Here is a 24,791-nt window from a genome sequence, read left to right as displayed (position 1 = left end):
ACTTTTACAGGTCTTCGATCATACCTGGATGGCTTCGGGATCGGTCTTCTCGAGTTCGATCGACGCCGCCAGCAGCGACAGGCGCGCGACCACGCCATACAGGTAGAAGCGGTTCGGCGGGGTGAGGCTCGGCTTGGCGTGCGAATCCGGCAGCGCCGCGTGCTCGAACGACAGCGGCACGAACTGCATGCCCGGCGCGTTGAGGTTCTGGTCGCGCTCGCGTCCGTGATGCACGCGATAGAAACCGCCGACGACATAGCGGTCGATCATGTACACGACCGGCTCGGCCACCGCGTCCTGCACGCGCTCGAAGGTCGGCACGCCTTCCTGCACGATCACGTCATGGACGGCGACGCCTTCCTTGCCGATGCTCATCTTGTTGCGCTCGCGCTTGTTGAGCCCGGCCACCTCGGCCGCATCGTGTACCGTCATGACACCCATGCCGTACGTACCCGAGGCGGATTTCACGACCACGTACGGCTTTTCGCTGATGCCGTACTCGCGATACTTCTTCGCGACCTTCTTCAGCACCGCATCGATGCTGTCGGCCAGCCGTTCCTCGCCGATGCGTTCCTGGAAGTCCACGCCGTCGACATGGGCGAAATACGGATTCAGCATCCACGGGTCGATGTCGACGCTTTTCGCGAACCGCTTGACGACGTCGTCGTAACAGGCGAAGTGGTTGGACTTGCGGCGCACGGCCCAGCCCGCGTGCAGCGGCGGCAGCAGATACTGTTCGTTCAGATGGCCCAGCACCTTGGGGATGCCCGTCGAAAGGTCGTTGTTCAGCAGGATCGAGCACGGGTCGAAATTGCGCAGGCCGAGACGCCGCGGCGTGCGTTCGAGCGGTTCGAATATCAACTGCTGTCCGTCCGGCAAGGTCACCGTGACGGGGTCCTCCAATTCCTCGTCCAGCGAGCCGATGCGCACGTTCAGGCCCGCTTGCCGCATGATGGACGACAACCGCGCCAGGTTTTCGAGATAAGAGCGGCTGGGATTGCCGGCCTCGGGAATCAGCAGCAGGTTCTTCGCGTCCGGGCAGATTTTTTCGATTGCGGCCATCGTTGCCTGGATCGCAAGCGGCATGACCTCGGCCGGCAGGTTGTTGAAGCCGCCCGGAAACAGGTTCGCGTCGACCGGCGCCAGCTTGAACCCGGCATTGCGAAGATCGACCGAACAATAGAACGGTGGCGTGTGCTCCTGCCACTCCAGCCTGAACCAGCGCTCGATCGCCGGCGTGGCGTCGAGTATTTTCCGCTCGAGATCGAGCAGTGGGCCGTTCAGCGCGGTAACAAGATGCGGAACCATTAATTTCTCGCGGGCTTTCGAATTGCAGGATTGTAGTATGGGGGCCACGTGCGGGTCGCTGGAACCTCTGCTCCGCCTTGTACGGCCGCAGCCCGGTTTTATCCATGTACCCGCCCGTTCAAAGCAAGCGGCGGACCCGCAGCCCCATGCGTCCACCGCATGGGCGGACCGGGGGCAGCGAAACGCTGCGGCGGCCAGGGCCATCGCGACCAGCCTCGCTTGCGCATGCCAGGGTGCAGCATATTGGGATAAGGGCGCTGCATTTCAAGAGACCGTTGCCGAAGCCAGGACGAAAAAAGGCCCGCCATGGGCGGGCCAACGTCGCTGCCATTACCAATAAACCGGAATCACTCCACGTGTTCGCCGTGCAGGATGACGTCCAGGCCTTCGCGCTCTTCCTCTTCGGTCACGCGCAGACCGATGGTCATGTCTACCGCCTTCAACAGCACGAAGGTCAGCACGCCGCTGTAGACCAGCGTCACCACCACGCCCTTGACCTGCGTGAGCAGGCTGCCATCCAGGCCGCTGATCGCAGGCACGGCGAAGATACCCGTCAGCAACGCGCCGACGATACCGCCAATGCCGTGCACGCCGAATGCGTCGAGCGAATCGTCGTAGCCGAGCTTGTTCTTGAGCCAGGTCGCGCCCCAGAAGCACACCACGCCCGCAACGATGCCGATGATCAGCGCGCCCATCACGCCGACGAAGCCGGCTGCCGGGGTGATGGCCACCAGACCGGCGACCGCGCCCGAAGCCAGACCCAGCACCGACGGCTTGCCGCGCGACATCCACTCGGCGAAGATCCAGGCCAGTGCTGCGGCGGCCGTGGCGACCTGCGTGGTCATCATCGCGAATCCGGCACGTCCGTCCGCGGCCAGCGCCGAACCGGCGTTGAAGCCGAACCAGCCCACCCACAGCAAGGCGGCGCCCACCAGCGTCAACACCAGATTGTGCGGCGCCATCACCTCGCGGCCATAGCCCACGCGCTTGCCCAGGACCAGCGCGCAGACCAGACCGGCGACACCGGCGTTGATATGCACGACGGTACCGCCGGCGAAGTCCAGCACGCCCGAGGCCGCCAGCCAGCCAGTCGGCTCCCAGACCATGTGCGCGATCGGCGCGTAGACAATGATCGACCAGAGCACCGAGAACACCAGCATCGCGGAAAACTTCATCCGGTCGGCGAACGCACCGGTGATCAGCGCCGGCGTGATGATCGCGAACGTCATCTGGAACATCATGAAGACCGATTCGGGAATCGTCGGCGCGAGATGGCTGACGGTCAGCGTCGTGGTCGTCGTGCCCTTCACGTAGTCCATGCCGGACAGGAAAACGCGCGAGAAGCCCCCGATGTAACCGTTACCCGGCGTGAACGCCAGGCTATAGCCGATCACCACCCAGACGATCGTGACCGCGCAGCAGATCGCGAAACTCTGCATCATCGTCGCCAGCACGTTCTTCTTGCGGACCATGCCGCCGTAGAAGAGCGCCAGGCCCGGGACCGTCATCAGCAGAACGAGCGCCACCGACATCAACATCCATGCCGTATCGCCCGCGACGATCTTCGACGCGTCGATCGAGAAAGGCGCGGTCGGCGCGGCGGGCGCGGACGCGGCGGCAGGCGCGGCGGCTGCCCCGGATGCCGCGACGACCGAGGTCGCTGCCGGCGCCGATGCATCCTGAGCCATCGCGGGAGCGATCGCCGCGCCTAGCAGCGACCCCGCCATCAGAATGCTCAACAAGAATTTACGCATGATTTTCTTTTCCTCTTGGCCTCAAAGAGCGTCCGCGCCGGTCTCGCCGGTACGGATACGGATGACTTGTTCGATGGGTGTCACGAAAATCTTGCCGTCGCCGATCTTGCCCGTGCGTGCCGCCCGCTCCAGTGCCTCGATGGCCTGTTCGACCAGGTCCTCCGAGACGGCGGCTTCGATCTTTACCTTCGGCAGGAAGTCGACGACATACTCCGCGCCGCGATACAGCTCGGTATGCCCCTTCTGCCTGCCAAAACCCTTTACCTCGGTGACCGTGATCCCCGATACGCCGAGCGCCGAAAGTGATTCACGGGCCTCGTCGAGCTTGAATGGCTTGATGATTGCTGTAATGAGTTTCATGGAATGCTCCAAATGATCGGCTCTTCGCGCAATGAGGGGCGCCGGTTCGCGGTCGCTCTCACGATCCCGGTCCCCCACGCCGTTAATGGTGTCTTTGACTGTTTCGTCAGCGTGCCATTCCGCGCCGGCCGGTGGCAGCCGGCGCGGGATGACGAACGTTTTCGAAAGGCGGAGAGACGGGACCGCGAACGTAAGGCAAGCCTCATGCCATGCAATCCTTACCGATGCTTTGGCCGGAACGACATGGCCCACGATGTCATGCAACACCACGAGGCGCAGCGGGTTCGCGAAGCAGACCGGCCCGCATGCAGCCCGTAACTCCTTGTTACAGCGTGGGCGTTCCACCAATCGGCCAGGATCGCGCCGCGGGGAAAGGATGGCCGGGACGTTCATGCTAGAGTGCTTCCGTGGCGTCGGCGAGCAGGCGCGCATCGCACGCCGCAGACCACCCATGATTTCGTTCGCATCGATATGGTGCGCACAAATACGGTGCAGCGATACCGCTTCGCCAGTCGCGCACACTTCTAGTGCAACAAGGTAAACAATATGAAACCGGAAGATTTCCTGAAAGACGTGCAGGGCAAGCTCGGCGACTTGTTGCGGCAATCGCCCGCCAAGGACGTCGAACGCAATGTCAGGGCGGTGCTGGCCCAGGGGTTCTCCAAGCTGGACATCGTCACGCGCGAAGACTTCGACACCCAGGCGCAGGTATTGGCGCGCACGCGCCAGCGGCTGGAGGAACTGGAACGTCGCGTCGCCCGGCTGGAGCAGCGCGGCAACGAGTCGACGGGCGCGGCGGCTCCCGTGGCACCCGCAACACCCGCGACGCCGGCGACGGGCATGGCCGCCGTCGCGCCGGCAACCGGTGGCGTTGCGTCAGCCACCGCCAACACCGCGGCGGCGCCCTTCCCGTCCGCCGCACCGCTCGCCGACTAAGCGGCGTACCCGCCACCGGGCGCCGGCGACGCGTCCCCGTTCCTGGAGGGTGTTCGATGTCGATCGCCATTGTCCGCAGCCGCGCGCTGAGCGCCGCCGCCGCGCCCGAAGTTACGGTCGAGGTGCATCTGGCCAACGGCCTGCCCGGGTTTTCGATCGTCGGGCTGGCCGACACGGAAGTCCGCGAGAGTCGCGAGCGCGTGCGCGCGGCGTTGCAGAACTGTGCGTTCGACTTTCCCGCGCGTCGCATCACCGTGAATCTCGCACCGGCGGATCTGCCCAAAGCTTCGGGACGCTTCGATCTGCCGATCGCGGTCGGGATCCTGGTCGCCAGCGCCCAGTTGCCGGAACGGGCGCTGGATGCGGCGACCTTCGTCGGCGAACTCTCGCTGACGGGCGAGCTGCGGGCGATCCAGGGCGCCTTCGCGATGGCCTGCGGCGTGGCTGCCGGTCCCGCCGGGGTGCCCTGCCGCGCCGGTGACGGCGCGCCCGACGGCGCCGCCGGGCGGACATCCGGGAGCGTGCTGTACCTACCGCTGGCGAACGCGCGGGAAGCGGCCTGCGTACCGGGCATCGACGCCTACGGCGTACCGGACCTGCGCGCGCTGTGCGCGCACCTGCGCGGTGTCGCGGCGTGCCGGCTGCATCCCGCCGAGGCCCTTCCGCGCGACACCGGGGGGGCGGATGCGACCGACGGCCACGCACCGGACCTGCGCGACGTCATCGGTCAGCCCGCGGCGAAACGCGCGCTGGAAGTGGCCGCGGCGGGCGGCCACCATCTGCTGATGATCGGCCCGCCGGGGGCCGGCAAATCGATGCTGGCGGCGCGCCTGCCGGGCATCCTGCCCCCGATGAGCGACGCCGAGGCCCTGTCTTCCGCCGCCCTGCTCAGCGGCTGCACGTCGCGCTTCACCGCCGCGCACTGGCGCCATCGGCCGTTTCGCGCGCCGCACCACTCATCCAGTCCCGCGGCGCTCGTCGGCGGCGGCAATCCCCCGCGTCCAGGCGAGGTGACACTGGCGCACCACGGCGTGCTGTTTCTCGATGAGCTGCCCGAGTTCGAACGGCGCACGCTCGAAATGCTGCGCGAACCGCTGGAAACGGGCGCCATCACCGTCAGCCGGGCGGGGTGCCAGGCGGAGTTTCCCGCCGCCTGCCAGCTGGTCGCCGCGATGAACCCCTGCCCGTGCGGCTGGGCCGGCGATCCGTCCGGCCGCTGCCGTTGCGCCCCCGACGCCGCCGTCCGTTACCGGAACAAGCTGTCGGGCCCCCTGCTGGACCGCATCGATATCCAGCTGGAACTGGCGGCGCTGACGCCCGGCGAGCTGGCAGCCAGCGCGACGCGCGAACGCGCCCCGTGCGAAAGCAGCGCGGCAGTGCGCGAACGGGTGATCCGGGCGCGACGGCGCCAACACCTTCGGCAGCAGCGCCCCAATGCCGCGATCGGCGCCACGCGGGTCGATCAGGTCTGCGCGCTGGACGACGCGATGCGCGGCCTGCTCGACCAGGCGGCACGGCGTTTCGGCTGGTCCGCCCGGTCGCACTATCGCGTGCTTCGCGTCGCGCGCACGATCGCCGATCTCGCCGATGCGGATCAGGTGGCCGCGCCGCATCTGGCGGAGGCGATCGGCTATCGTCGCGCGCTTTGACCATGGGTACGGCGCGCTCGCGCCGGCCCGCGCGGTTCATGGACAAATTGTCGCTGGGAAGGCCGGTCACGATCCGTCGGCGAGCCGCGGGCCCAAGCCCGCACAGGCCGGCCCCGCAGTACCGAATTGCGCTCCGACAGCATGCCGGCGCGCCGCCGGCGGCTGGGCATGGCGCGTCGGCATGCGCCTTTTCTCGGGAAAACCCGTCTGTCAAGACTTGACTTATTCACAAAGTCAAAAATTCGTCATATTTGTAATGGTTTACTAGCGAATGTCCCATGCATGGGCTAAGCCTTTGAAATCCCTTAGCTTTTCAATTTGCCGACAAATTGGGCAGACACCTGGCCACGCCGAAAAGGCCCATGAATAGGACGCCGCCCAAGTTTGTCAACAGAGTTATGCACAGGGCTTGTGGACAAATCCGGCGGGTCAGAACGGCTTGAAGGAATCGAGGAACTGACGCACTTCCTCGTCCGGGAGCGCCTGTTCGGAGATGATCACCGCCTCGTAGACGCGCGTATCGGTCGCGACGAAACGGGCAATGACCGTGCGGCTCTGCTTGGTGCCCGGCACCAATCCGCTTGCGCGCCATTCGCGCGCGGGCAGGAGCCGCCCGTCCGCGCCCTTGATCTGGACGTCGCGCGACGCGCCATCGGGTCCGACATTGCGCGCGATGCCCTGCGTCACGAAATCGAGGGCCGCCTGCCGCGTCGCGGGCTGCGCATCGGGCAGGACCACCGCCCCCACCGCGAACACGGCGTCCTTGACGCTGGCGGTCTGCATGCGCATCGGCAGGCGGGCGCCGCTGCCGATGTCGACATCGCGTATGTCGAGCGAGGGCTTGGCGGGCAAGCTGATGGAATAGCGGCCGGTGTCGTCGTCAAGGGTTCGCCAGTCGTATCGGGGAGAGCAGGCGCCCAACGCGACGGTCAGCGCCACCGTCAGTGTGGTGGCGGCCGCGCGGCGCGGGAAAGAGAAGGAGAAACGGGGCATGGGCATATCTTCCGCCGCGCCGGACAGGACCGCCGGCACGATCGGAGGCGTGTGAAGGATTGTGGTCAATCCGCCATTATCGCCGCCTGGCGATACACGCACTGCGAATCGGCGTAAAATCCGTGCACCCCCTTTATCTCCCCATCTGCCGAGGCCGCTCGCATGAGCTCTCTATCCCCATCGACGTCGGGCCGCAAGGGCCTGCTCGGGGCACTGGCCGTGATCGTCGCGCTGGCCATCGCGGTGACCGGCTGGTTCGCCTTCACCTCGACCAAGCACGTTCCCGATGCGACCTTCACGCTGCTTTCCGGCCAGAAAGTGTCGACCGGCGAACTGAAAGGCAAGGTCTACCTGATCAACTTCTGGGCGACGAGTTGCGAGACCTGCATGCACGAGATGCCGCAGATGATCAGCACCTTCGAGCAGTTCAAGCCCGCCGGCCTGGAGTTCGTCGCCGTGGCGATGAATTACGACGCACCGATGTACGTCGCGAACTACGCGAAGACGCGCGACCTGCCGTTCAAGGTGGCGCTCGACGATGGCAGCGCGGCGCGCCAGTTCGGCAATGTCCAGCTCACGCCGACCACCTTCGTCGTCGACCGCGACGGGCGCATCCTCAAACGCTACGTCGGCGAACCGTCGTTCCCCGAATTGCACAAACTCCTCGAAACGGCCCTGTCCAAGCAGGCCTGAGCCCTTGCCCGCGCGCCACTGCACGCGCCGGCGCAAGGGTCGACGACCTTATTTCGGTCCGAAGGTATAGCCGATCGTCGTCAGGAACAACGTGTTGACCTTTTTGACGCCGGCCACCGGGTGGTTCTGATAGCTGTTCGATAGCGACAGCTTCAACTGAATGCGGTTGGCGATCGCGGTCGTCAACGCAACGTCCGCCTGCGTGCGGTAGTCGCCGATATAGCCCAGGTTCGGGTACACCGATATGCGCTCGCTCAGCGAGGACGCGCTGCCCAGCTTGTGCACCAGATTCTCGCCGATCAGGAGTTCCGGGTAATTGCGCGTGTCGCCCGAGTACTTTTCATAGTTGAACGACAGACCCGAGAACACATCGAAGCTGGTCGGCGTGGTACGGATGACGTGATAGCCCAGACCCGCGCCCACCGACGACTGGAAATTGAGGTCCTGCAACTCGTTGCGCTGGACCTGGAAGACGCCCAGCCCGTAGACCTTCTTGCCGAGATCGTGATCGTACTCGGTTTCCAGCTTGACCAGATTGTCCGAAACCGAGCGGCTGCCGTCCGAGGTCGTCGTGCCGTACAGGCCGGTCAGCGAGGCGATGAATTTGTCGACGGCGGTCGCACGCTGCAGATTCGCGCTGACGTTGACGCTGGTGGAATTGGTATTGCCGGAAGCGACGCTGACGCCGCCGTTCAGGGCGCCGCGCCAGACGCCGTCGGTCTTGACGGCGGCGTCGCTGGGCAGGCCGACGATCTGCGCCCACAGCGGCGACGAGGCGAACATCATGAGGAGAGGAAGTGCGCGGGTTTTCTTGAGAGCCATAATGTCCAGGAGATAAAGCGGTGGAGAAAAAAAGCGGGAGGTGACGCGCTGACCGTGCCGATGATAGACCGGACATAAATTGCCTTCGCAACGATCGGCCCGAGCGGGGAATCATACAGGACGAGGGTATTCGCGCGATGGCGCCTCGCGGTGCGTCCGCCTCATGTAAAATACTGGCCCAGTCGCCCGCTCCGCCGCGCAGGCCTTCACCGGATTCCCACTATGAATAGCATCGAGCGTCAATCGATCGCCGAAACGACCGCCAAGATCCTCCTGGAAGTACAGGCGGTGCATTTCAATGCACAAACCCCGTTCAAGCTGACGTCCGGCTGGGCCAGCCCGGTCTACATCGATTGCCGCAAGCTGATTTCGTTTCCGCGCGCGCGCCGCGCGTTGATGGAAATGGCGGAAAAAGTCATTCTCAGCGATATCGGCTTCGAGCAACTGGATTCGGTCGCTGGCGGCGAAACCGCCGGCATCCCGTTCTCCGCATGGATCGCCGACCGTCTCGATCTGCCGATGCAGTACGTGCGCAAGAAGCCCAAGGGTTTTGGCCGCAACGCGCAGATCGAGGGCCATCTCGAACCCGGCTCGCGCGTCCTGCTGGTCGAGGACCTGACGACCGACGGCCGCAGCAAGATCAACTTCTGCGAAGCGCTGCGCACCGCGGGGGCCGAAGTCAAACACGTGTTCGTGCTGTTCCACTACGGCATCTTCCAGCAGAGCCAGTCGGCGCTGGCGGATATTGGCGTATCGCTGCACGCGCTGGCGACCTGGCACGACGTGCTGGCTGTCGCGCGGACTCAGTCCTATTTCGACAAGAACACGCTCGACGAAGTCGAGGCCTTCCTGCACGATCCCGCCGGCTGGTCCGCCCGCAATGGCGGCGTCCACGCCAGCAGTTGAGCCGCTGGCATCGGGGAACCGGCCATGAGCCGCTTCCCGGGCGCTAGTCCGGGCCCAGCACGTCGCCCGGCAGGTTCAGGAATCCGTTCATCTGCGCGTATTTGAAGAGATCGGCATCGCGCGTGACGCCGATCTTCTGCATCGCGCACATCTTCTGCGTGCTGATCGTCTTGACGCTGCGGTTCAGACTCGACGCGATCTCCTTGACGGTCGCACCGCCGACGTAGAGACGCAGCACTTCCGATTCCCGCTTGCTGAGCGTCGCGGCCACGCCGCCTTCCTGCTCGTTCATGCCGACACGCTCGAATGCCTTGCGAATCGACGGCCCGACATACGCGCCGCCCCCCATGACGCCAAGCACCGCCGCGGTAATCAGCGTCATGTCGTCGCCCTTGTTCAACACCCCCTTGACGCCCGATTGTTGCAGCCCTTTCAGAATCCCGGGGTTGTCCAGCATCGTCTGCACGATCAAACGGACCTGCGGGAAATGCCGGTGGATATAGGCGATCATCGGCAGACCATCGCCATAGGACCCGCCCGGCATCGCCAGATCGCAGACCAGCACGTCGCACGGCTCGCTCGTGAGCAGGGCAATCAATTCGGTCGAATTGCGTGCCTTCCCCGTCACCTGAAACTGCTTGCGGTCCGCCAGGGACAAGGCGGTGCCCAGCAGGATGAGCGGATGATCATCCGCAATGATGACTCTGATCGGCTGCGTCATAGCAATTCCCTCGACAAAGCTTTTTGACAAAATGGCGCTCCCGCCTGGCCATGCGAGGCCCGCGAGCGTGTTAGACTCGTTCGCGATGGTCTGGATATCGCATAAAAAATTTCAATGAAGCGGTTCGCCGCTCGATTCAGCGTCATGCAAGCACATCCGAGCGAGAACACGGTCCGCGTTCGAAGCCTCCCTCCTCCTTCGCGAGCCGTTTCCGGCCGCCGTCCCGGCCCTTTGCCGCGAATTGCACCCGCATCTCCGTCCGCACGACGCATCGCACGTTTCGCCACGCGCACCGTCTGCCTGCTCCTGTCGCTGGGCTGCGCCGCACCGGCACTTGCCGAAGCGCCGTTTTCCATCAGCAGTCCTGACTTTTTCGGTGGCACGCTGCACCCCGCGCAAATGTACAACCACGGCGGCTGCAAGGGCGGCAATCAATCGCCCGCGGTGAGCTGGCGCGGTGCGCCGCCCGGCACCGCCGGCTTCGCGATCACGCTGCACGACATCGACACGCCCGGGCGCGGCTGGTGGCACTGGGCCGTCGTCAATATCCCCGCGTCGATCCGGCAACTGAACGCCAACGCCAGCGCCTCGGGTGCGCTGGCGGCGCTCGGCGCGGTGGAAGCGCGCAATGATTTCGACAACGACGGCTACGGCGGCCCCTGTCCTCCCGCCGGTACGGTACACCGTTACGTGCTGACCGTCTATGCGCTGAAGACGACGAATCTGCGGGTCGCTCCGGGCCGCCCGGCGCCTTTCTTCGAACATGAAATTCTCGATAGCGCGCTGGCGCACGCCTCCATCGTCGTCAAAAACCCACCACTTCCGTAAATTCTTGCCGTCGACGCGTGCGAAAGGACAAGCAATTCCACGCGAGCGCCCGCGCACCTTTAAAATACGTTTTCGAACAAGCCGAAATATCGTGCGGCTGCGCTTGCGGCCTGCGGCGCAAATCCGCGCTTCCGGCGCGCGACGTCCCGTTCACCGGCGCCCGTTCCCTGGAATGTGCAGTAGGTGACGCCAGAGCACGCAAGGCTGCACCGTGTTGACGATCCACCCTTTTCCCTACGAGGCAGCACGATGAGCTTCAATGTATTTGTCGATGGCCAGGAAGGCACCACGGGCCTGCGTATTTTTGAATACCTCAGTGCCCGCGACGATATCTGGATTCTGCGCATCGACGAAAACCGCCGCAAGGACGCCGATGCCCGTCGGGAACTGATCGATGCGTCCGACGTCACGTTCCTCTGCCTGCCGGACAGTGCTTCTCGCGAATCGGTGGCGCTGTCGACGCAGCCGCGGACCTGCATCATCGATGCCAGCACTGCTTTTCGGACAGATCCGAACTGGGCCTACGGACTGCCCGAACTCGGTTCCCGCTACCGCGAGGCGCTGCGCTCGAAAAAACGCATCGCCGTACCCGGCTGCCACGCCTCGGCCTTCCTGCTGAGCGTGCATCCGCTGCTGGCGAGCGGACTGGTGGCATCCGACTATCCGGTGTCGAGCTATTCGATTACCGGCTACAGCGGCGGCGGCAAGAAAATGATCGCCGATTATGAATCGGGACAGTTGCCGCAGCTCGCAAGCCCGCGTGCGTATGCGCTCGCGCTGAACCACAAGCACCTGCCGGAGATGCGTTTCCACGCCGGACTCGATCACGCGCCGATTTTCACGCCGATCGTGGGCGATTTCTACCAAGGTCTGGCGGTGACCACGTACTGGCATCCCCGGCAATTCGTGCGGCCGGCGGGCATTGCCGACGTGCATGCCTGCCTGTCGGCACATTATGCGAGCGAGCATTTCGTCAAGGTCCATCCGTTGGGTGCGGCGGAGAACCTGGACAATGGCTTTTTCGATATCCAGGCGTGCAATGGCACGAACCGCGTCGACCTGTTCGTCTTCGGCGACGACGAGCGGATCGTCACCATCGCCCGCCTCGATAACCTCGGCAAAGGCGCCGCCGGGGCCGCGGTGCAATGCATGAATCTTCATCTGGGCCTGGATGAAAGCTTTGGCTTGACCGTCTGATTCGAGCACATGCTCTAAATCGCGCCCGCAGTTCGCCGCGCCGGTCGACCCGCGGGCGGCCGGACGGCACGCGTCCGCCTGCTCCGGATGGTGCGTCCTCGGCGCCGCCTCGCCGCCTGCAGCCAATCCACGAATTATCTTAAAAATGCAGCGAAACGTGCGCCAATCCAAAAGATCGCCGCCGAAAAATCGGATTGTCGAAAACGGCAGCACGGCAGCGTGGCACGCCGCCGCGGGGTCCCGCGCGCCGCCCCCCGGCGTTGACAGGGTACCCGTCGCGCGTCTTCCCGACAGCGCATTCAGGGATAACACCGACGATAAAAAGCACGATCGTTCGGAGTAATATCGAGACGCGACGATCCGTTCGATACCGGGCGTAGGCAGCGTGGACAACCACCCTTCAGTTCCGGCCCGGAATGTCGTAATACGAGATTGCCCCTTGAAAACCCGCCGTCGTGATCGGACCGACCCAAGGGGAGGATCCATCGCCCTTTGCAAGGAGATACACATGAAGATACGTTACGCGGCGGGCATCGCCCTGGCCCTCGGCTGGAACATGCAGGCCCATGCCCAGGCGGCGGGCGACGTGCTGCTCAATCTGGGATGGTTTCACGTGGCGCCGCAGGATTCGAGCACGCCCCTGCGCGTAAACACGCCGTTGGGCAGCGCCGCCATTCCGAATTCCAGCGCGAGCGTGGAAAACAGCGACACCGGCGGCGGCAGCATCGGCTATTTCATCACCGATCATGTCGCCGTCGAGGGCATTTTCGGTTACGCGCCGAAAATGCAGCTCGACGGTGGTGGTTCGCTGGCCGCGCTCGGCAATCTGGGAAGCGCGAACGAGTGGAGCCCGGCGGTCTTGCTGAAATATTACTTTGGCGAGCCGGACGCCAAGCTGCGGCCTTACGTGGGCGCGGGCGCTTCGTACGTCTGGTATTCGAACGTGAAGCTCCAGCCGGCGTTGGCCAGCGGCGCCTTTCTGGCGGCAACCGGCTTGTCGGGCACGACGCACGCGGACCTGAGCAGTTCCTTCGCGCCGGTGCTCAACACGGGGATGAACGTGCGCCTCTCGAAGCGCTGGTCCGTGGGCCTGTCCGTTTCCTATCTGGTGCTGAGCACCCGCGCGAAGCTGACGACGCAATCCGCCTTGGGAACGATCACCAGCGAAACCCGGCTGCACTTGAATCCGATCGTCACCTTCGTCTCGCTAGGCTACCGCTTCTGAATTTGCCACGGGAAATTTTGCAAGGGAGACACGGCGTATTATCATGGGCCGCCCGGCATAGTCAGGCAGTCCCTGGATAATTCCGCCCCCTACCCCAGCGCTCGACCGAGCGTGCGTCGAACCCATGCCCGGACCGTCTTCCTCTTCCCCCGCCGCACCTGGCGGCGTCCCCGCGCTGCCCTTCCAGCAGGCCTTGCTCGCGATGCTCGGCATCGGTCTGGTCAACATGCTGGTCGCGCTCGACCAGACCGTCGTCAGCACCGCCTTGCCGTCGATCGTCTCGGAACTCAGAGGCTTCGAATACTATGCCTGGATCGCCAACGCCTATCTGCTGGCGTCGATCGTCACGGTGCCGGTATTCGGCCGGCTTGGCGATCTGTTCGGGCGCAAGCCCTTCGTGGTCGCCGCGGTCCTGATCTTCACCGTGGCCTCGATCCTGTGCGGTTTCGCTCATTCCATGCTGTTTCTGGTGATCGCGCGCGCGCTCCAGGGCATCGGCGGAGGCATGATGGTGGGCACCGCGTTCGCGTCGATACCGGATCTGTTCCCCGATCCCCGGACGCGCGTGCGCTGGCAGGTGGTGATGGCCGCGGCCTATGGCATCGGCACGGCCGCCGGCCCGTCGCTCGGCGGCTTTCTCACCGAACACTACGGCTGGCGCTCGACTTTCCTGGTGAACCTGCCGGTGGGCCTCGCCAGCCTGTTCTGCATCGTCCGGTTCCTGCCGGCGGTGCGTCATGTGCCCCATGCGCCGGTGCGTCTCGACATCCTGGGCGCGGCGCTGATCACGCTCGCGCTGGGTGGCCTGCAACTGTGCGTCGAGCGCTTTCCGGAGACCGGCCCGAGCGCCGGCAACCTGGTTCTGCTGGCCGGCGTGCTGGTCTGCTGCTGCGCGTTGCTGGCCTGCGAGCGGCGCGCGGCGCATCCGATGATCCCGCTCGATCTGTTCGGCGACCGGGATCTGCGGCGCCTGTTCGCGTTGTCGCTCGCCTCCGGCTTCATCATGTTCTCGCTGCTGTTCTTCACGCCCTTGCTGCTGCAAGGCGGCTTCGGCCTGTCGCCGCAGCTCGCCGGCCTGCTGGCCACGCCGCTCGCCGCCTTCATCGCAGTAGGCAGCATCATCAATTCCCGCATCGTCGTGCACCTCGCGCGCCCGGTCACCACCCTGCTGGCCGGCTTCGCATTGATGCTGTACGCGGCCATCGGCGTGATGGCCACGCAGTCGTACACGCCGCACTGGTTCCTGGTGAGCGCGGTGATGGCCGCCGGCGTGGGGCTGGGGTTCACCCTGAACAACCTGAACATCTTCGCGCAGGAGATCGCCGGTCGCGCCCGTTTCGGCATCGCCACCGCGCTGATGCAGTCCTCGCGCATGGTAGGCGGCATGCTGGGCACGACGCTGATCGGCACGCTGGTCGCGCACAGCTATGCCGCCGGGGTGGCGCAGCGCCTGTCGCGCGTCACGGAAACGCCCCTGCCCGCGGCCATCGCCGCGCGCTTTCACGACCCGCAACTGCTGGTGGATCCGGAGAGTCAGCGCGAGGTGCTGGCGGCCCTGCAGCCGTTGCACGTCAACGGGCGCGAGTTGCTGGCCGCAAGCCGCGACGTGCTGGTGGGCGCGGTGCACATGGGCATGCTGCTCACGGCGGTTACGGCCCTTGCCGCGGTGCTGATCGCGGGCCGCCTGCTGCATATCCGCCTGCACGCGCGGAAACAGGACGACGCCAGCCTCTGACCGGGCGACGCCAGCCTGGACCGGGCGACGCCAGCCTGGACTGGGCGACGCCAGCCTTTGACTCATCGGGCGGATAATGGTCTGATGCCGGATCCGCCCGCCCTGTTCGCGCCCTCGCGGCACGGGCACGGCCGGCCGATTTGTCCATCATGCGTTTTTTTCTTTCTTCTCGACAGTACAGATGCAGACCCACACCAGCCATCGCATCGTCATCGTCGGCGGCGGCGCCGGCGGCCTCGAACTCGCCACCCAGCTTGGGCGCCGTCTCGCCCGGCGCGGCAAGGCGCACGTGACGCTGGTGGACCGCAACGCCACCCATATCTGGAAACCGATGCTGCACGAGGTGGCCGCCGGCAGTCTCGATCCCTATATCCATCAGGTGCAGTACGCGGCGCAGGCGCGCTGGAACGCCTTTCACTTCGAGCAGGGCGATTTCGTGGGCATCGACCGCGCCGCCAGGACGATTCGCCTCGCGCCGCTGGTCTTCAGCGACAGCGGCGAGGACATCGCGCTGCTGCCGGAACGCGAGATCGCGTACGATACGCTCGTGCTGGCGATCGGCAGCACGACGAATTTCTTCAATGTGGAGGGGGCGGAGCAGCATGCGCTGGCGCTCGACACGGTCGCCGACGCGGAACGCTTCCGCCGCCTGCTGATCAGCGCGCTGGTGCGGGCACCGGCGCAGGCCGAGGGCAATGCCCGGCCGCTGGTGCGCGTGGCGATCATCGGCGCCGGCGCAACCGGCGTGGAACTCGCCGCCGAGCTGCGCACCACCGCCAGCGAACTGCGCGACTTCGGCGTCCACAAGCTCGACCCCTGGCAGGACGTCACGATCACGGTCATCGAAGGCAATCCGCGCATCCTGCCGGCGCTGCCGGAACGGGTCTCGGTGGCAACCGCGCGCCTGCTGAGCGAGCTGGGCGTGTCCATGATCACCGGCGACCCGGTGGCGAAGGTGGAGGAAAGCGTGATCCGCACGCAGGGCGGCCAGTACATTCCGACCGATCTGACGGTCTGGACCGCCGGCATCAAGGGCCCCGCCGTGCTCGGCACGCTCGACGGCCTGGAGGTCACCCGCGGCAACCAGATCGCGGTCCACCAGACGCTGCAATCGAAATCCGACCCGAACATCTTCGCGTTCGGCGACTGCGCCGCCTGCCCCTGGCCGGCGATCGGCAGGAACGTGCCGCCGCGTGCGCAGGCCGCGCATCAGCAAGCCACGTTTCTCGCGAAAGCCTTGCCCCGGCATATCGCGGGGGGATCGCTGCCGATATTCCAGTATCGCGACCTCGGTTCGCTGATCTCGATCGGCCAGGTGACGGCGGTGGGCAATCTGATGGGCGGCGGCGCCGGCAAGAGCGTCTTCCTCGAAGGCTTCCTGGCACGCATGATGTACGTGTCGCTGTACCGGATGCACGTGGTCGCGCTGACAGGCGTGACGCACGCACTGCTCGACGCGCTCGCGCAACGCCTGCGCAAGACCTCGGTGCCACGCATCAAGCTGCACTGAGTGCGCCCTCCCGACACGCATTCCCGCGCGCTGGCCCTGGTGCTGGGCGCGCTGGTGGTGGCGATGGCGAACAGCACCGCCCCCTCGCCCCTGTACCGGCTGTTTCAGATCCAGTGGGGCTTCAGCGCGACCACGCTGACCCTGGTGTACGCGGTGTATTCCGGCGGCGTGCTGACGACGCTGCTCTCGCTGGGCCGGCTGTCCGACCGCCTGCGCGACCGGCGGCTGCTGATCGTGCCCGCGCTGGGGGTGATCGCCGCGGGGGCGCTGTGCATCGCGGCGGCGACCTCGGTCGGCGGATTGATCGTCGGGCGGCTGCTTTCCGGCCTGGGCACCGGCGCATTGACCGGCGCCGCCAGCGCGGCGCTGGTCGAACTGATCGCGCCCGTCGCGCGCAAGCGCGCCGCCATGCTCGCGACGACGTCGATCACCGCGGGCGCCGCGCTGGGACCCGCGCTCAGCGCGCTGGCGCTGTGGCTGCATCTGGGCGCCACCCATCTGCCGTTCATCGCGACGGCCCTGGCCGCGCTGGGCGTCGCCGGCGGGCTGATGCGCGTCGGCTGGCCCGCACGCACCGTGGCGGCCACGGCCGTACCGGCCGGGATGGTAGCGGACGAAGGGGCCGAGCGCGCCGCGGGGAGGACCATGGCAAGCGCTGCCGCCCCGGACGGCCGGCCGGACGCCGCCCGGGAGCGGGAGCCCGGTTTGCTGGCCAGTTGCGGCCCCGCTTTCCCCGTGGCCGCGGCGGCACTGGCGCTTGCCTGGGCCGCCGGGGCTTTCGCGATGACGCTGGCGCCCTCGCTGGCCGAAAGGCTGATGGGCATCCACGACCGGACGATCATCGCGCTGCTGCTCTGCGCGCTACAGATCGTGATGGGCATCGCGCAACTGCTCGCGCGGCACGCCGCGCCGCGCACCGCGCTGGTCGTCGGCACCGTGCTCGTCGCCCTGGCGGTACCGGTTTGCGCGCTCGCCAGCTGGTGGGGCCTGGCTGCCCTGTTTTGCGGCGGCACGCTGGCGATCGGCATCGGCTACGGCGCGGGGTTCGTGGGTGCCGCGGCGATGATCAACGATATTGCCCCCGCGCATCGCCGCGCCAGCGCGGTCTCGCTGTTCTACGTGGTGGGCTATGGCGGCAGCGCGCTGCCGATCCTGGCGTTCGGCGCGCTGGCCGATGCCTTCGGCTTTCTGCCGGCCACCGCGCTGTTCGCGCTGGCGAGCGTCGGCGTGGCCGCCGCGATCGTGCGGGTCGCGCCGCGCCTGCCGGCGCAATGAGCGCGACGGATACGGCCGGGGGTTGGCCGCCCACGTCCCGGGCCGACCCGGAGGCGTTTGCCGTCTCAAGGCGTGTCGGCCGCCCCGAGGCGTGTCGGCCGCTCCGAGGCGGTCAGCCGGCCAGCGGCCGCGTGGCACCGCTCGCGTCGACATCGGCGCCCGAGGCGCGGATGAGATGATAGCGGTCCTCCATTTCCTTGCGCAGCTGCCGGCGCAGCTCGGCCTTGCGAAACCGCTCGCGCGCCTCGCTGCCATCGGGTACCAGCGGCGGCACTTCCACGGAGTTGCCGGCATCGTCGACCGCCACCATCGTGAAATAGCAGCTGTTCGTATGCCGCACGAGCTGCGTGCGGATGTTTTCGGTGATGACCTTGATGCCGATCTCCATCGAACTGCGTCCGGTGTAGTTGACCGAGGCGAGGAAGCTCACCAGTTCGCCGACATGAATCGGCTGACGGAACACCACCTGGTCGACCGACAGCGTCACCACGTAGCGCCCCGCATAGCGGCTCGCGCACGCATAGGCGACGCCGTCGAGCAGCTTGAGGATCGCGCCGCCATGGACGTTGCCGGAGAAGTTGGCCATGTCCGGCGTCATGAGCACGGTCATGGATAATTGGTGGCTGGCGTCGTTCATGGCGGGCAACAGAAGTGGATTCAGCGTGCATGATAACTGCGTTGCACGATGCGGTGTCCTCTGTCGGCGTCCTCGTCAGTGCCCGGCGGATTTCGAGAACAGATTGATCACGGCGACGCCGGCGATGATCAGCCCCATGCCGGCGAGCGCCGCGCCGTCGAGCTTCTGCCCGTACAGCAGGAAGGCGATCACCGAGATCAGCACGATGCCGGTTCCCGACCAGATCGCGTAGGCGATGCCGATCGGGATCGTGCGCAGCGTCAGCGACAGCAGATAGAAAGACAGCAGGTAACCGACCACGGTAAGCACCGCGGGCCAGAACCGCGTGAAGCTGTCCGAGCCTTTCAACGCGGACGTGGCGATCACCTCGGCAACGATCGCCGCGGCGAGAAACAGGTAATTCGACATCCGGCACGCTCCTGGAAAGGACGCCCATGATGCCAGAGCCGGGCGTTCGCTTGCGGACCGGCACACGCCGATCCGCGGCGCGGGGCGATCGTTGCCATGGTGGCAATCGCGGTAATATCGATACAGGAGGAGCAACCGACCGCGATCCGTCCTGGCAGATTCCGCGACACCGCGGTCTGCGTGAAAGCGCGGCACCCGGAGCGCAGGTTGTCCGTATCTCCCATCGAACATGACGAACCCGGCGGCACGCCACGCGCCGACGCACCCTCCCTCACGCCCGTAGGCAAGCAGCAGCGCATCGCCATTTTCGTCGGCCTGATCCTCGCGATGATCATGGCCGCGCTCGACCAGAGCATCGTCTCGACCGCCCTGCCGACGATGGTCAGCGACCTCGGCGGCCTGGTCCACATGACCTGGGTGGTGACGGCCTTCATGCTGACATCCACCGTGAGCGCGCCGCTGTACGGCAAGTTTTCGGACATGTACGGCCGGCGCCCGCTGTTCGCCGTCAGTATCCTCACCTTTTTGGGGACCTCGCTGCTGTGCGGTCTCGCCCGCAACATGCCGCAGCTGATCGTTTTCCGCGGGCTGCAGGGGCTGGGCGCGGGCGGCCTCATCACGTTGTCGCAGACCGTGATCGGCAGTATCGTCAGCGCGCGCGATCGGGGCCGTTATCAGGGGCTCTTCACCGGTGCGTTCGCGGTGAGCAGCGTCGCCGGCCCGCTGCTGGGCGGCATCATCACCAGCCGGCTGTCGTGGCGCTGGGTGTTCCTGTTGAACATTCCCATCGGCCTGCTGTCGCTCGCACTCGTGCTGGCGACCCTGCCGGCGGCACGCGCCGGACGGAATGACCAACCGCCATCCCGGCAACGACATCATATCGATTTCGCCGGCGCGGGGCTGCTGACCGCCGGCACCGCCGCCTGGCTGCTGCTGCTCAACGGCAGTGGCGCGACGCTGCGCTGGACGTCGCCGGCCACGCTCGGGCTGCTGGCCGTGGGCGTGCTGGCCTTCGCGCTTTTCGTGCCGGTCGAACGCCGCGCCCACGAACCGATCATCGATCTCGCGCTGTTTCGCATCGCACCGTTCACGATCAGCGTGTTCGCCTCGGGCGTCATGGCCTTCGCGATGATGGGGTCGCTGGTCTTCCTGCCGCTCTATTTTCAGCTCGTGCTCGGCCAGTCTCCCGCGCAGGCGGGCATGATGATGCTGCCGCAGGTGGCCACCATGCTGCTGAGCTCGATCATCGGCGGGCAGGTTTCGTCGCGTACGCGACGCTTCAGCCTGCTATTGGCCGTGGGCGTCGCGCTCGAGTGCCTGGGCCTGGTGCTGCTCGCGACGCTCGCGCACTTTGGCGCCACGATCCCGCCTTTTCTGCTGGTGCTGGGGTTGCTGGGCGTGGGCATGGGGGTGGGCATGCCGAACGCGACGGTCGTGGTCCAGAACGCGGTGCCGGCGAGCGCGCTCGGCACCGCCACCGCGACGATGTCTTTCGTGCGTTCGCTGGGCGGATCGCTGGGCGTCGCCCTCTCGGGCGGCGTGATGGCGCTGGTCTTGCGCCGGCAGCTCGCGGCGCTGCCCACGCATATCGACGTCGCCGCTCTGCTGGAACACGGGATCGGCGCGATCCGCCAGGTGCCGCCGGCGCTGCGGGGCGACCTGATCGGCGCGTACCGGCATGCGATCGGCGCGAGCCTGATCACGGGCGGCATCATGATGTCCATCGCCCTGCTGCTGGTACTCGGGCTGGTGCGCACCACCCACGGCAAGGCCGAAGCCTAGCGGACGCGCCAGCCGCGCTCAGGCGCCCGACCGCGCCCGGTCGGGGCGCAATGCGAAGCCGTCCCGCCCCGTCGCGACGTCCGTTCGCGGTGTCCCTTCGCCGCACGGGGAGCCGTCAATGCCCGCCGGGGCGCCGATACGCGTTGCCGATCCAGGTCGCGGCGCTCGCGGCGTTCAACTTGAAGGCCGGGTCGACCCGTACCTCGGCGAGTGCCTCGCCCAGTTCGTCGAAAGCCCGCAGGAAAGCATGCGGATCGTACTCGTCGGGCACGATCTGCAGCGTCACGCGGATGCGGCCCTGCTCGCCGTCGACGGTCACGCTCTTGTGCAGCTGCGCATGCAGTTGCTGTTCGTGCCGGCGCCGCACCTCGAAGGCGGTCTTGACGAGCACCGAGAAGGCGTTCGCGTCCAGCGGCTTCGGGTTCTTCTTGTCCCGCCCCATCGTCCAGGGGCCGACCAGCGCGGGTTCCGGTTCGCCATCGAGCGTCATCGCCACCGCCCAACCGTCGTCATCCTCGTTCTTCATGACGCGCGCGGTCCAGCCGTCGTCCTGCCAGACACGTGGCTCCTGGATCAGCAGGACCTCTTCGGCGTGCGCGTGCGTATCGTGTTCGTCGGGGGCCGTGGCGGAGGGGAAAGCGGGAACGGCAGAGGCAATCGGTTCGGTCATCGCGGATCTTGATTCGGGCGGCGTGAAGCGGCGGAAAGACTTCATTGTACTGCGCTCCCCCTCGTCCCTCTAAAGACCGGCGCGATTTGGTCGTTAAGGTAGTCGTAATGTGGCGCAATTCACTTTCTCCACGGTGCGGCGCCCGATTTCCGGCAAACCACTTCGTCCATTCCGCTCATCCATGCTCACTCCGAATTTCCGTCACATGCGCGTCGGCACCCGCTTCGCGCTGCTCGCCTGCCTGGCCGCCGCGGCAATCGTTGCCACCTTCACGATCGCCGTGACGCACGCCGCGGGCGAACAGGTCGACGCGCACGCAATGTCGCGGATCGAACACGACGACCGGGCGATCGCGTCGATGGTGGGCCAGTACGACAAGGCGGTGCGCGCCGAGGTGACCCGCTCGATGACGCTGTTCGAGAGCTTTCTGCCCGCCCCGTTCGCGCTGGACGCGAGCCAGCCGGTCGACGTCGCCGGCGCCGCCACGCCCACGCTGCGCGCAGGCGCCACGGCGCTGAATCTCGATTTCGCGATCCCCGACACCTTCCTCGCGCGCAGCGGTGCGATCTCGACCGTTTTCGCGCGCCGCGGCGACGATCTGGTCCGCGTGACGACATCGCTGAAGAAGCAGGACGGCACGCGCGCGCTCGGCACCGTGCTCGACCGTCAGGGCGCCGCCTACGCGCAAATCATGGCGAACCGTCCGTACACCGGCATCGCCGAACTGTTCGGCAAGCAATACATCACCCAATACAAGCCGCTCGCCGACGCCGCGGGTCATATCATCGGCGCGCTGTTCGTCGGTGTGGACATCAGCGCCGAGAGCGTCGCGCTGCTGCAGGATATTCGCGGGATGGAGGTGGGCGGCAGCGGCTACTACTTCGTGCTCGACGCGTCCGCCGGCCCGAACCGGGGCACGCTGCTGGTGCACCCGGGCGGCGTCGGGCAGGTCGCCGACGAACGCGTCGCGCCGTTCGCAAAAATGTTGGAAATGCACCAGGGCCGGCTCTCCTTCACCGCCGACGACAGCGCCCATGTCGCCAGTCCCGACCCGAAGGTGCATGACGGCGCCAAGGAGATCGTGTTCCGCAGCGTGCCGGAATGGCACTGGCTCGTCGGCGGCATCGCCTACCGCGACGATCTGCTCGCCGAGCTTCATGCGCTGCGCAACCGTTATCTGCTGATCGGCCTGCTGGTGATCGTGATGCTGGTGACGGTGCTGCTGCTCGCCGTGCGGGCGATGATCAACCGGCCGCTCGATGCCGCGACGCAAGCCGCCACGCAGCTCGCGGCAGGCGACCTGAGCGTGCGCCTGGCGACTCACCGGCAGGACGACGTCGGCCGCCTGATGCAGGCGATCGACGGCGTCGGCGGCGGCCTCGCGCAGATCGTGCGGCAGGTGCGCGACGCGTCGGCGGAGATCCTCGGCAACACCGAGCGCATCGCCGCGGGCGGCAGCGATATCGCCTCGCGCGTGTCGAGCCAGGCGGCGAGCCTGGAGCAAACCGCCGCAAGCATGGAGGAAATGACGTCGATGGTGCAGCAGAACGCCGCGAACACGCTCCAGGCGGACGCGCTGGCGGGCGCCGCGGCCGATGCGGCCCGCAGCGGCGGCGAAACGGTGCGACGCATGATGGCGACGATGGGGGATATCGAGACATCCTCGCGCGGCATCGCCGAGATCACCTCGGTGATCGAGGGCATCGCGTTCCAGACGAACATCCTGGCGCTGAACGCGGCGGTGGAGGCGGCGCGCGCGGGCGAGCACGGCCGCGGCTTCGCGGTGGTGGCGGCCGAAGTACGCGCGCTCGCGCAACGCAGCGCGAGCGCGGTCAGGGAGATCGACGTGCTGGTGGCGGCCTCGGCCGGCAAGGTGGCCAGCGGCTACCGGAGCGCCGAGGACGCGAACCGGACCATGACCGGCATCGTCGAGCAGGTGGCGCGGGTCACGGCGCTCATCGGCGAGATCGGCGTGGCGTCGCGCGAACAGTCGGGCGGCATCGAGCAGGTGAACCAGGCGGTCACGCAGATCGGCGAGGCCACCCAGCAAAACGCCGCGCTGGTGGGCGACAACGAACAGGCGACGCTCGCCTTGCGCGATCAGGCAGGGCGCTTGAGCCGGGCGGTGGCCGTGTTCACGGTGTGAGGAGCACCGCTCCCCGGCCCGGAACCGCAGCCGGCCGTCGGCCTCAGGCGGTCGGCCGGATCAGCTCGAACGCCTCGCCGACGCCCAGGTAGTCGCCGCGATAGCCCGCGCGCATCACCGGTTGCGCGGCGACGGTGTCGAACAGACCGTCCTTGAGAAACTCGCTGCGGATGTGCACGCCGACGACCTGCCCCAGCGCCAGCCAGTTGTCCATCGGCGTGCCGTCGAGCGTCTTGAGGCGGATGATCTGCAGCAGCTTGCATTCGAGCGCGGCCGGCGACTCGGCGACATGCGGCACCCGCACCGCGCGCCCGGGCGCCTTGGTCAGGCCAGCGAGTTCGAACTCGTCGACGCCATGCCCGACCGGCGCCGAGGTGCGGTTCATCTTTTCCGCAAGCGGGCGGCTCGTCATGTTCCAGACGAATTCGCCGGTCGCCTCGACGTTCTCGATGCTGTCCTTGCGGCCTTCGCTTGAAAAGCCGATGACGTAGGGGAAGGTCGCGAAAGCGCCGAAGAAACTGTAGGGCGCGAGATTCACCCGTGCGTCGGCATCCTGGCTCGAGATCCAGCCGATGACGCGCGGCGCGAGAATGGCCTTGAACGGGTCATGGGGCAGGCCGTGGCCTTGGGCGGGGTCATAGTAATGAACGGCTTGTGCATCGGTCATGAAAGGGGTTCCAATGAATTTCACGTGAGCAGGTCCAGCGTGGCCTTGTCGGATTCGCCCTGGAAGTACTTGCTCAACGCATCGAGAAAAAGGTGATTATCCGCCGTGGCGAGTGCGAACAGCGTCATCGACGAACGGAATTTCATGTCGTCCGGGCTGCCGAAGATCTGGTGGATCGAGCGGCCTTCGACCGCATTGACCAGACGCGTCGCCTCGCGCAGTTCGGCGCCCAAAACGGGGTGTGCGACATAGGCGCGCGCTTCGTCGAGGGATTCGAGCGCGAACTCCCGGGCGATCGCGCTATGCCCCAGCCCCCGTATCTGCGGAAAGAAGAACCACATCCAGTGGCTGCGTTTCTGCCCGTCGCGCAATTCACCGTGCACCGCATCGCGTACGGGCCGCTGCGCATCGAGGAAACGCCGCAGGCGGTACGGGTCGGCGCTCGCGTTGTGCGGGTTGCCGCTCGGGTGACGGATCGGTTCGGACATGGCAGGCTCCTGGCGCGGCAAGGGACGAATGACATCGGACAGGCAATCGTGAAACGGTGCAAACCAGCCTGGAAACGGTCA

22 protein-coding genes and 1 pseudogene are annotated in these 24,791 nt (G+C 66.4%); 12 read left to right on the top strand and 11 right to left on the bottom strand.

Annotated elements, in window-relative coordinates; translation table 11 throughout:
• Positions 1-18 precede the first annotated feature (18 nt).
• The 3 genes from gshA to OVY01_RS07810 form a co-directional block, all read right to left on the bottom strand.
• Positions 19-1,308 carry a glutamate--cysteine ligase gene (gene gshA, locus OVY01_RS07820; RefSeq protein WP_267846886.1) on the bottom strand — a complete coding sequence of 430 codons (1,290 nt, stop codon included), beginning with the start codon at positions 1,306-1,308 and terminating at the stop codon, positions 19-21.
• Positions 1,309-1,655: 347 nt separating this feature from the next.
• Positions 1,656-3,062: an ammonium transporter gene (locus OVY01_RS07815; protein ID WP_267846885.1), complete on the bottom strand. Its 1,407-nt coding sequence runs from the start codon at positions 3,060-3,062 to the stop codon at positions 1,656-1,658.
• A gap of 21 nt (positions 3,063-3,083) precedes the next feature.
• Entirely contained in the window at positions 3,084-3,422 is a 339-nt protein-coding gene (locus OVY01_RS07810; protein ID WP_267847707.1) for a P-II family nitrogen regulator, read from the bottom strand.
• A gap of 546 nt (positions 3,423-3,968) precedes the next feature.
• On the opposite strand from OVY01_RS07810, the pseudogene OVY01_RS07805 reads away from it, so the two are divergent.
• A pseudogene (locus OVY01_RS07805) lies at positions 3,969-4,196 on the top strand (accessory factor UbiK family protein); the annotation flags it as partial.
• Positions 4,197-4,414: 218 nt separating this feature from the next.
• A complete protein-coding gene (locus OVY01_RS07800) occupies positions 4,415-6,007 on the top strand; it encodes a YifB family Mg chelatase-like AAA ATPase (protein WP_267846883.1) in 1,593 nt (530 codons plus the stop codon).
• Between the two features lie 429 nt (positions 6,008-6,436).
• On the opposite strand, the gene OVY01_RS07795 is transcribed toward OVY01_RS07800, so the two are convergent.
• Entirely contained in the window at positions 6,437-7,000 is a 564-nt protein-coding gene (locus tag OVY01_RS07795; protein ID WP_267846882.1) for a hypothetical protein, read from the bottom strand.
• A 162-nt stretch (positions 7,001-7,162) separates the two neighbouring features.
• Here OVY01_RS07795 and OVY01_RS07790 point away from each other — a divergent pair, with 162 nt between their 5' ends.
• Positions 7,163-7,693: a TlpA family protein disulfide reductase gene (locus OVY01_RS07790; RefSeq protein ID WP_267846881.1), complete on the top strand. Its 531-nt coding sequence runs from the start codon at positions 7,163-7,165 to the stop codon at positions 7,691-7,693.
• 48 nt (positions 7,694-7,741) lie between these two features.
• Here OVY01_RS07790 and OVY01_RS07785 read toward each other — a convergent pair whose 3' ends face one another.
• Positions 7,742-8,515, bottom strand: coding sequence for a DUF481 domain-containing protein (locus OVY01_RS07785; protein WP_267846879.1), 774 nt, complete (start codon positions 8,513-8,515; stop codon positions 7,742-7,744).
• A gap of 222 nt (positions 8,516-8,737) precedes the next feature.
• Here OVY01_RS07785 and OVY01_RS07780 point away from each other — a divergent pair, with 222 nt between their 5' ends.
• Complete coding sequence (locus OVY01_RS07780) at positions 8,738-9,421, top strand: orotate phosphoribosyltransferase (protein WP_267846877.1); 684 nt, start codon at positions 8,738-8,740, stop codon at positions 9,419-9,421.
• 43 nt (positions 9,422-9,464) lie between these two features.
• On the opposite strand, the gene OVY01_RS07775 is transcribed toward OVY01_RS07780, so the two are convergent.
• A complete protein-coding gene (locus OVY01_RS07775; RefSeq protein ID WP_267846875.1) occupies positions 9,465-10,142 on the bottom strand; it encodes a response regulator in 678 nt (225 codons plus the stop codon).
• 231 nt (positions 10,143-10,373) lie between these two features.
• On the opposite strand from OVY01_RS07775, the gene OVY01_RS07770 reads away from it, so the two are divergent.
• The 6 genes from OVY01_RS07770 to OVY01_RS07745 all read left to right on the top strand — a co-directional run bounded on the left by OVY01_RS07770 (position 10,374) and on the right by OVY01_RS07745 (position 17,912).
• On the top strand, positions 10,374-10,970 hold the full coding sequence (locus OVY01_RS07770; RefSeq protein ID WP_432422192.1) for a YbhB/YbcL family Raf kinase inhibitor-like protein: 597 nt from the start codon (positions 10,374-10,376) through the stop codon (positions 10,968-10,970).
• A 249-nt stretch (positions 10,971-11,219) separates the two neighbouring features.
• Positions 11,220-12,167 (top strand): N-acetyl-gamma-glutamyl-phosphate reductase, encoded by a 948-nt coding sequence (argC, locus tag OVY01_RS07765; protein WP_267846873.1) that lies wholly within the window; start codon positions 11,220-11,222, stop codon positions 12,165-12,167.
• 508 nt (positions 12,168-12,675) lie between these two features.
• On the top strand, positions 12,676-13,392 hold the full coding sequence (locus OVY01_RS07760) for an OmpW/AlkL family protein (protein ID WP_267846871.1): 717 nt from the start codon (positions 12,676-12,678) through the stop codon (positions 13,390-13,392).
• Between the two features lie 124 nt (positions 13,393-13,516).
• Positions 13,517-15,127 (top strand): MFS transporter, encoded by a 1,611-nt coding sequence (locus OVY01_RS07755; RefSeq protein ID WP_489886427.1) that lies wholly within the window; start codon positions 13,517-13,519, stop codon positions 15,125-15,127.
• A gap of 181 nt (positions 15,128-15,308) precedes the next feature.
• Positions 15,309-16,637 (top strand): NAD(P)/FAD-dependent oxidoreductase, encoded by a 1,329-nt coding sequence (locus OVY01_RS07750; protein WP_267846869.1) that lies wholly within the window; start codon positions 15,309-15,311, stop codon positions 16,635-16,637.
• Positions 16,638-17,912, top strand: coding sequence for an MFS transporter (locus OVY01_RS07745; RefSeq protein WP_267846868.1), 1,275 nt, complete (start codon positions 16,638-16,640; stop codon positions 17,910-17,912).
• 112 nt (positions 17,913-18,024) lie between these two features.
• On the opposite strand, the gene OVY01_RS07740 is transcribed toward OVY01_RS07745, so the two are convergent.
• On the bottom strand, positions 18,025-18,549 hold the full coding sequence (locus OVY01_RS07740) for an acyl-CoA thioesterase (RefSeq protein WP_267846866.1): 525 nt from the start codon (positions 18,547-18,549) through the stop codon (positions 18,025-18,027).
• 75 nt (positions 18,550-18,624) lie between these two features.
• Positions 18,625-18,957 (bottom strand): SMR family transporter, encoded by a 333-nt coding sequence (locus OVY01_RS07735; RefSeq protein ID WP_267846864.1) that lies wholly within the window; start codon positions 18,955-18,957, stop codon positions 18,625-18,627.
• Positions 18,958-19,164: 207 nt separating this feature from the next.
• Between OVY01_RS07735 and OVY01_RS07730 the strand changes: the two genes are divergently transcribed.
• A complete protein-coding gene (locus OVY01_RS07730) occupies positions 19,165-20,739 on the top strand; it encodes an MDR family MFS transporter (RefSeq protein WP_267846862.1) in 1,575 nt (524 codons plus the stop codon).
• Between the two features lie 115 nt (positions 20,740-20,854).
• Here the strand turns inward: OVY01_RS07730 and OVY01_RS07725 are convergent, their stop codons facing one another.
• Positions 20,855-21,409, bottom strand: a complete 555-nt coding sequence (locus tag OVY01_RS07725) for a hypothetical protein (protein ID WP_267846861.1) — start codon at positions 21,407-21,409, stop codon at positions 20,855-20,857.
• Between the two features lie 181 nt (positions 21,410-21,590).
• Between OVY01_RS07725 and OVY01_RS07720 the strand changes: the two genes are divergently transcribed.
• A complete protein-coding gene (locus tag OVY01_RS07720; RefSeq protein ID WP_267846859.1) occupies positions 21,591-23,555 on the top strand; it encodes a methyl-accepting chemotaxis protein in 1,965 nt (654 codons plus the stop codon).
• A 43-nt stretch (positions 23,556-23,598) separates the two neighbouring features.
• Here the strand turns inward: OVY01_RS07720 and OVY01_RS07715 are convergent, their stop codons facing one another.
• The gene (locus OVY01_RS07715; RefSeq protein WP_267846857.1) at positions 23,599-24,222 is read right to left on the bottom strand and encodes a flavin reductase family protein; all 624 of its coding nucleotides are present in this window, start codon (positions 24,220-24,222) and stop codon (positions 23,599-23,601) included.
• A 20-nt stretch (positions 24,223-24,242) separates the two neighbouring features.
• The gene (locus OVY01_RS07710) at positions 24,243-24,710 is read right to left on the bottom strand and encodes a DUF1810 domain-containing protein (protein WP_267846855.1); all 468 of its coding nucleotides are present in this window, start codon (positions 24,708-24,710) and stop codon (positions 24,243-24,245) included.
• Between the last annotated feature and the right edge of the window lie 81 nt (positions 24,711-24,791).

The sequence above is a fragment of the Robbsia betulipollinis genome (assembly GCF_026624755.1).
Classification (GTDB): Bacteria; Pseudomonadota; Gammaproteobacteria; order Burkholderiales; family Burkholderiaceae; genus Robbsia; species Robbsia betulipollinis.
Note: the sequence above shows the minus strand (reverse complement) of the source record. Positions and strands in the feature narration are given on the sequence as shown.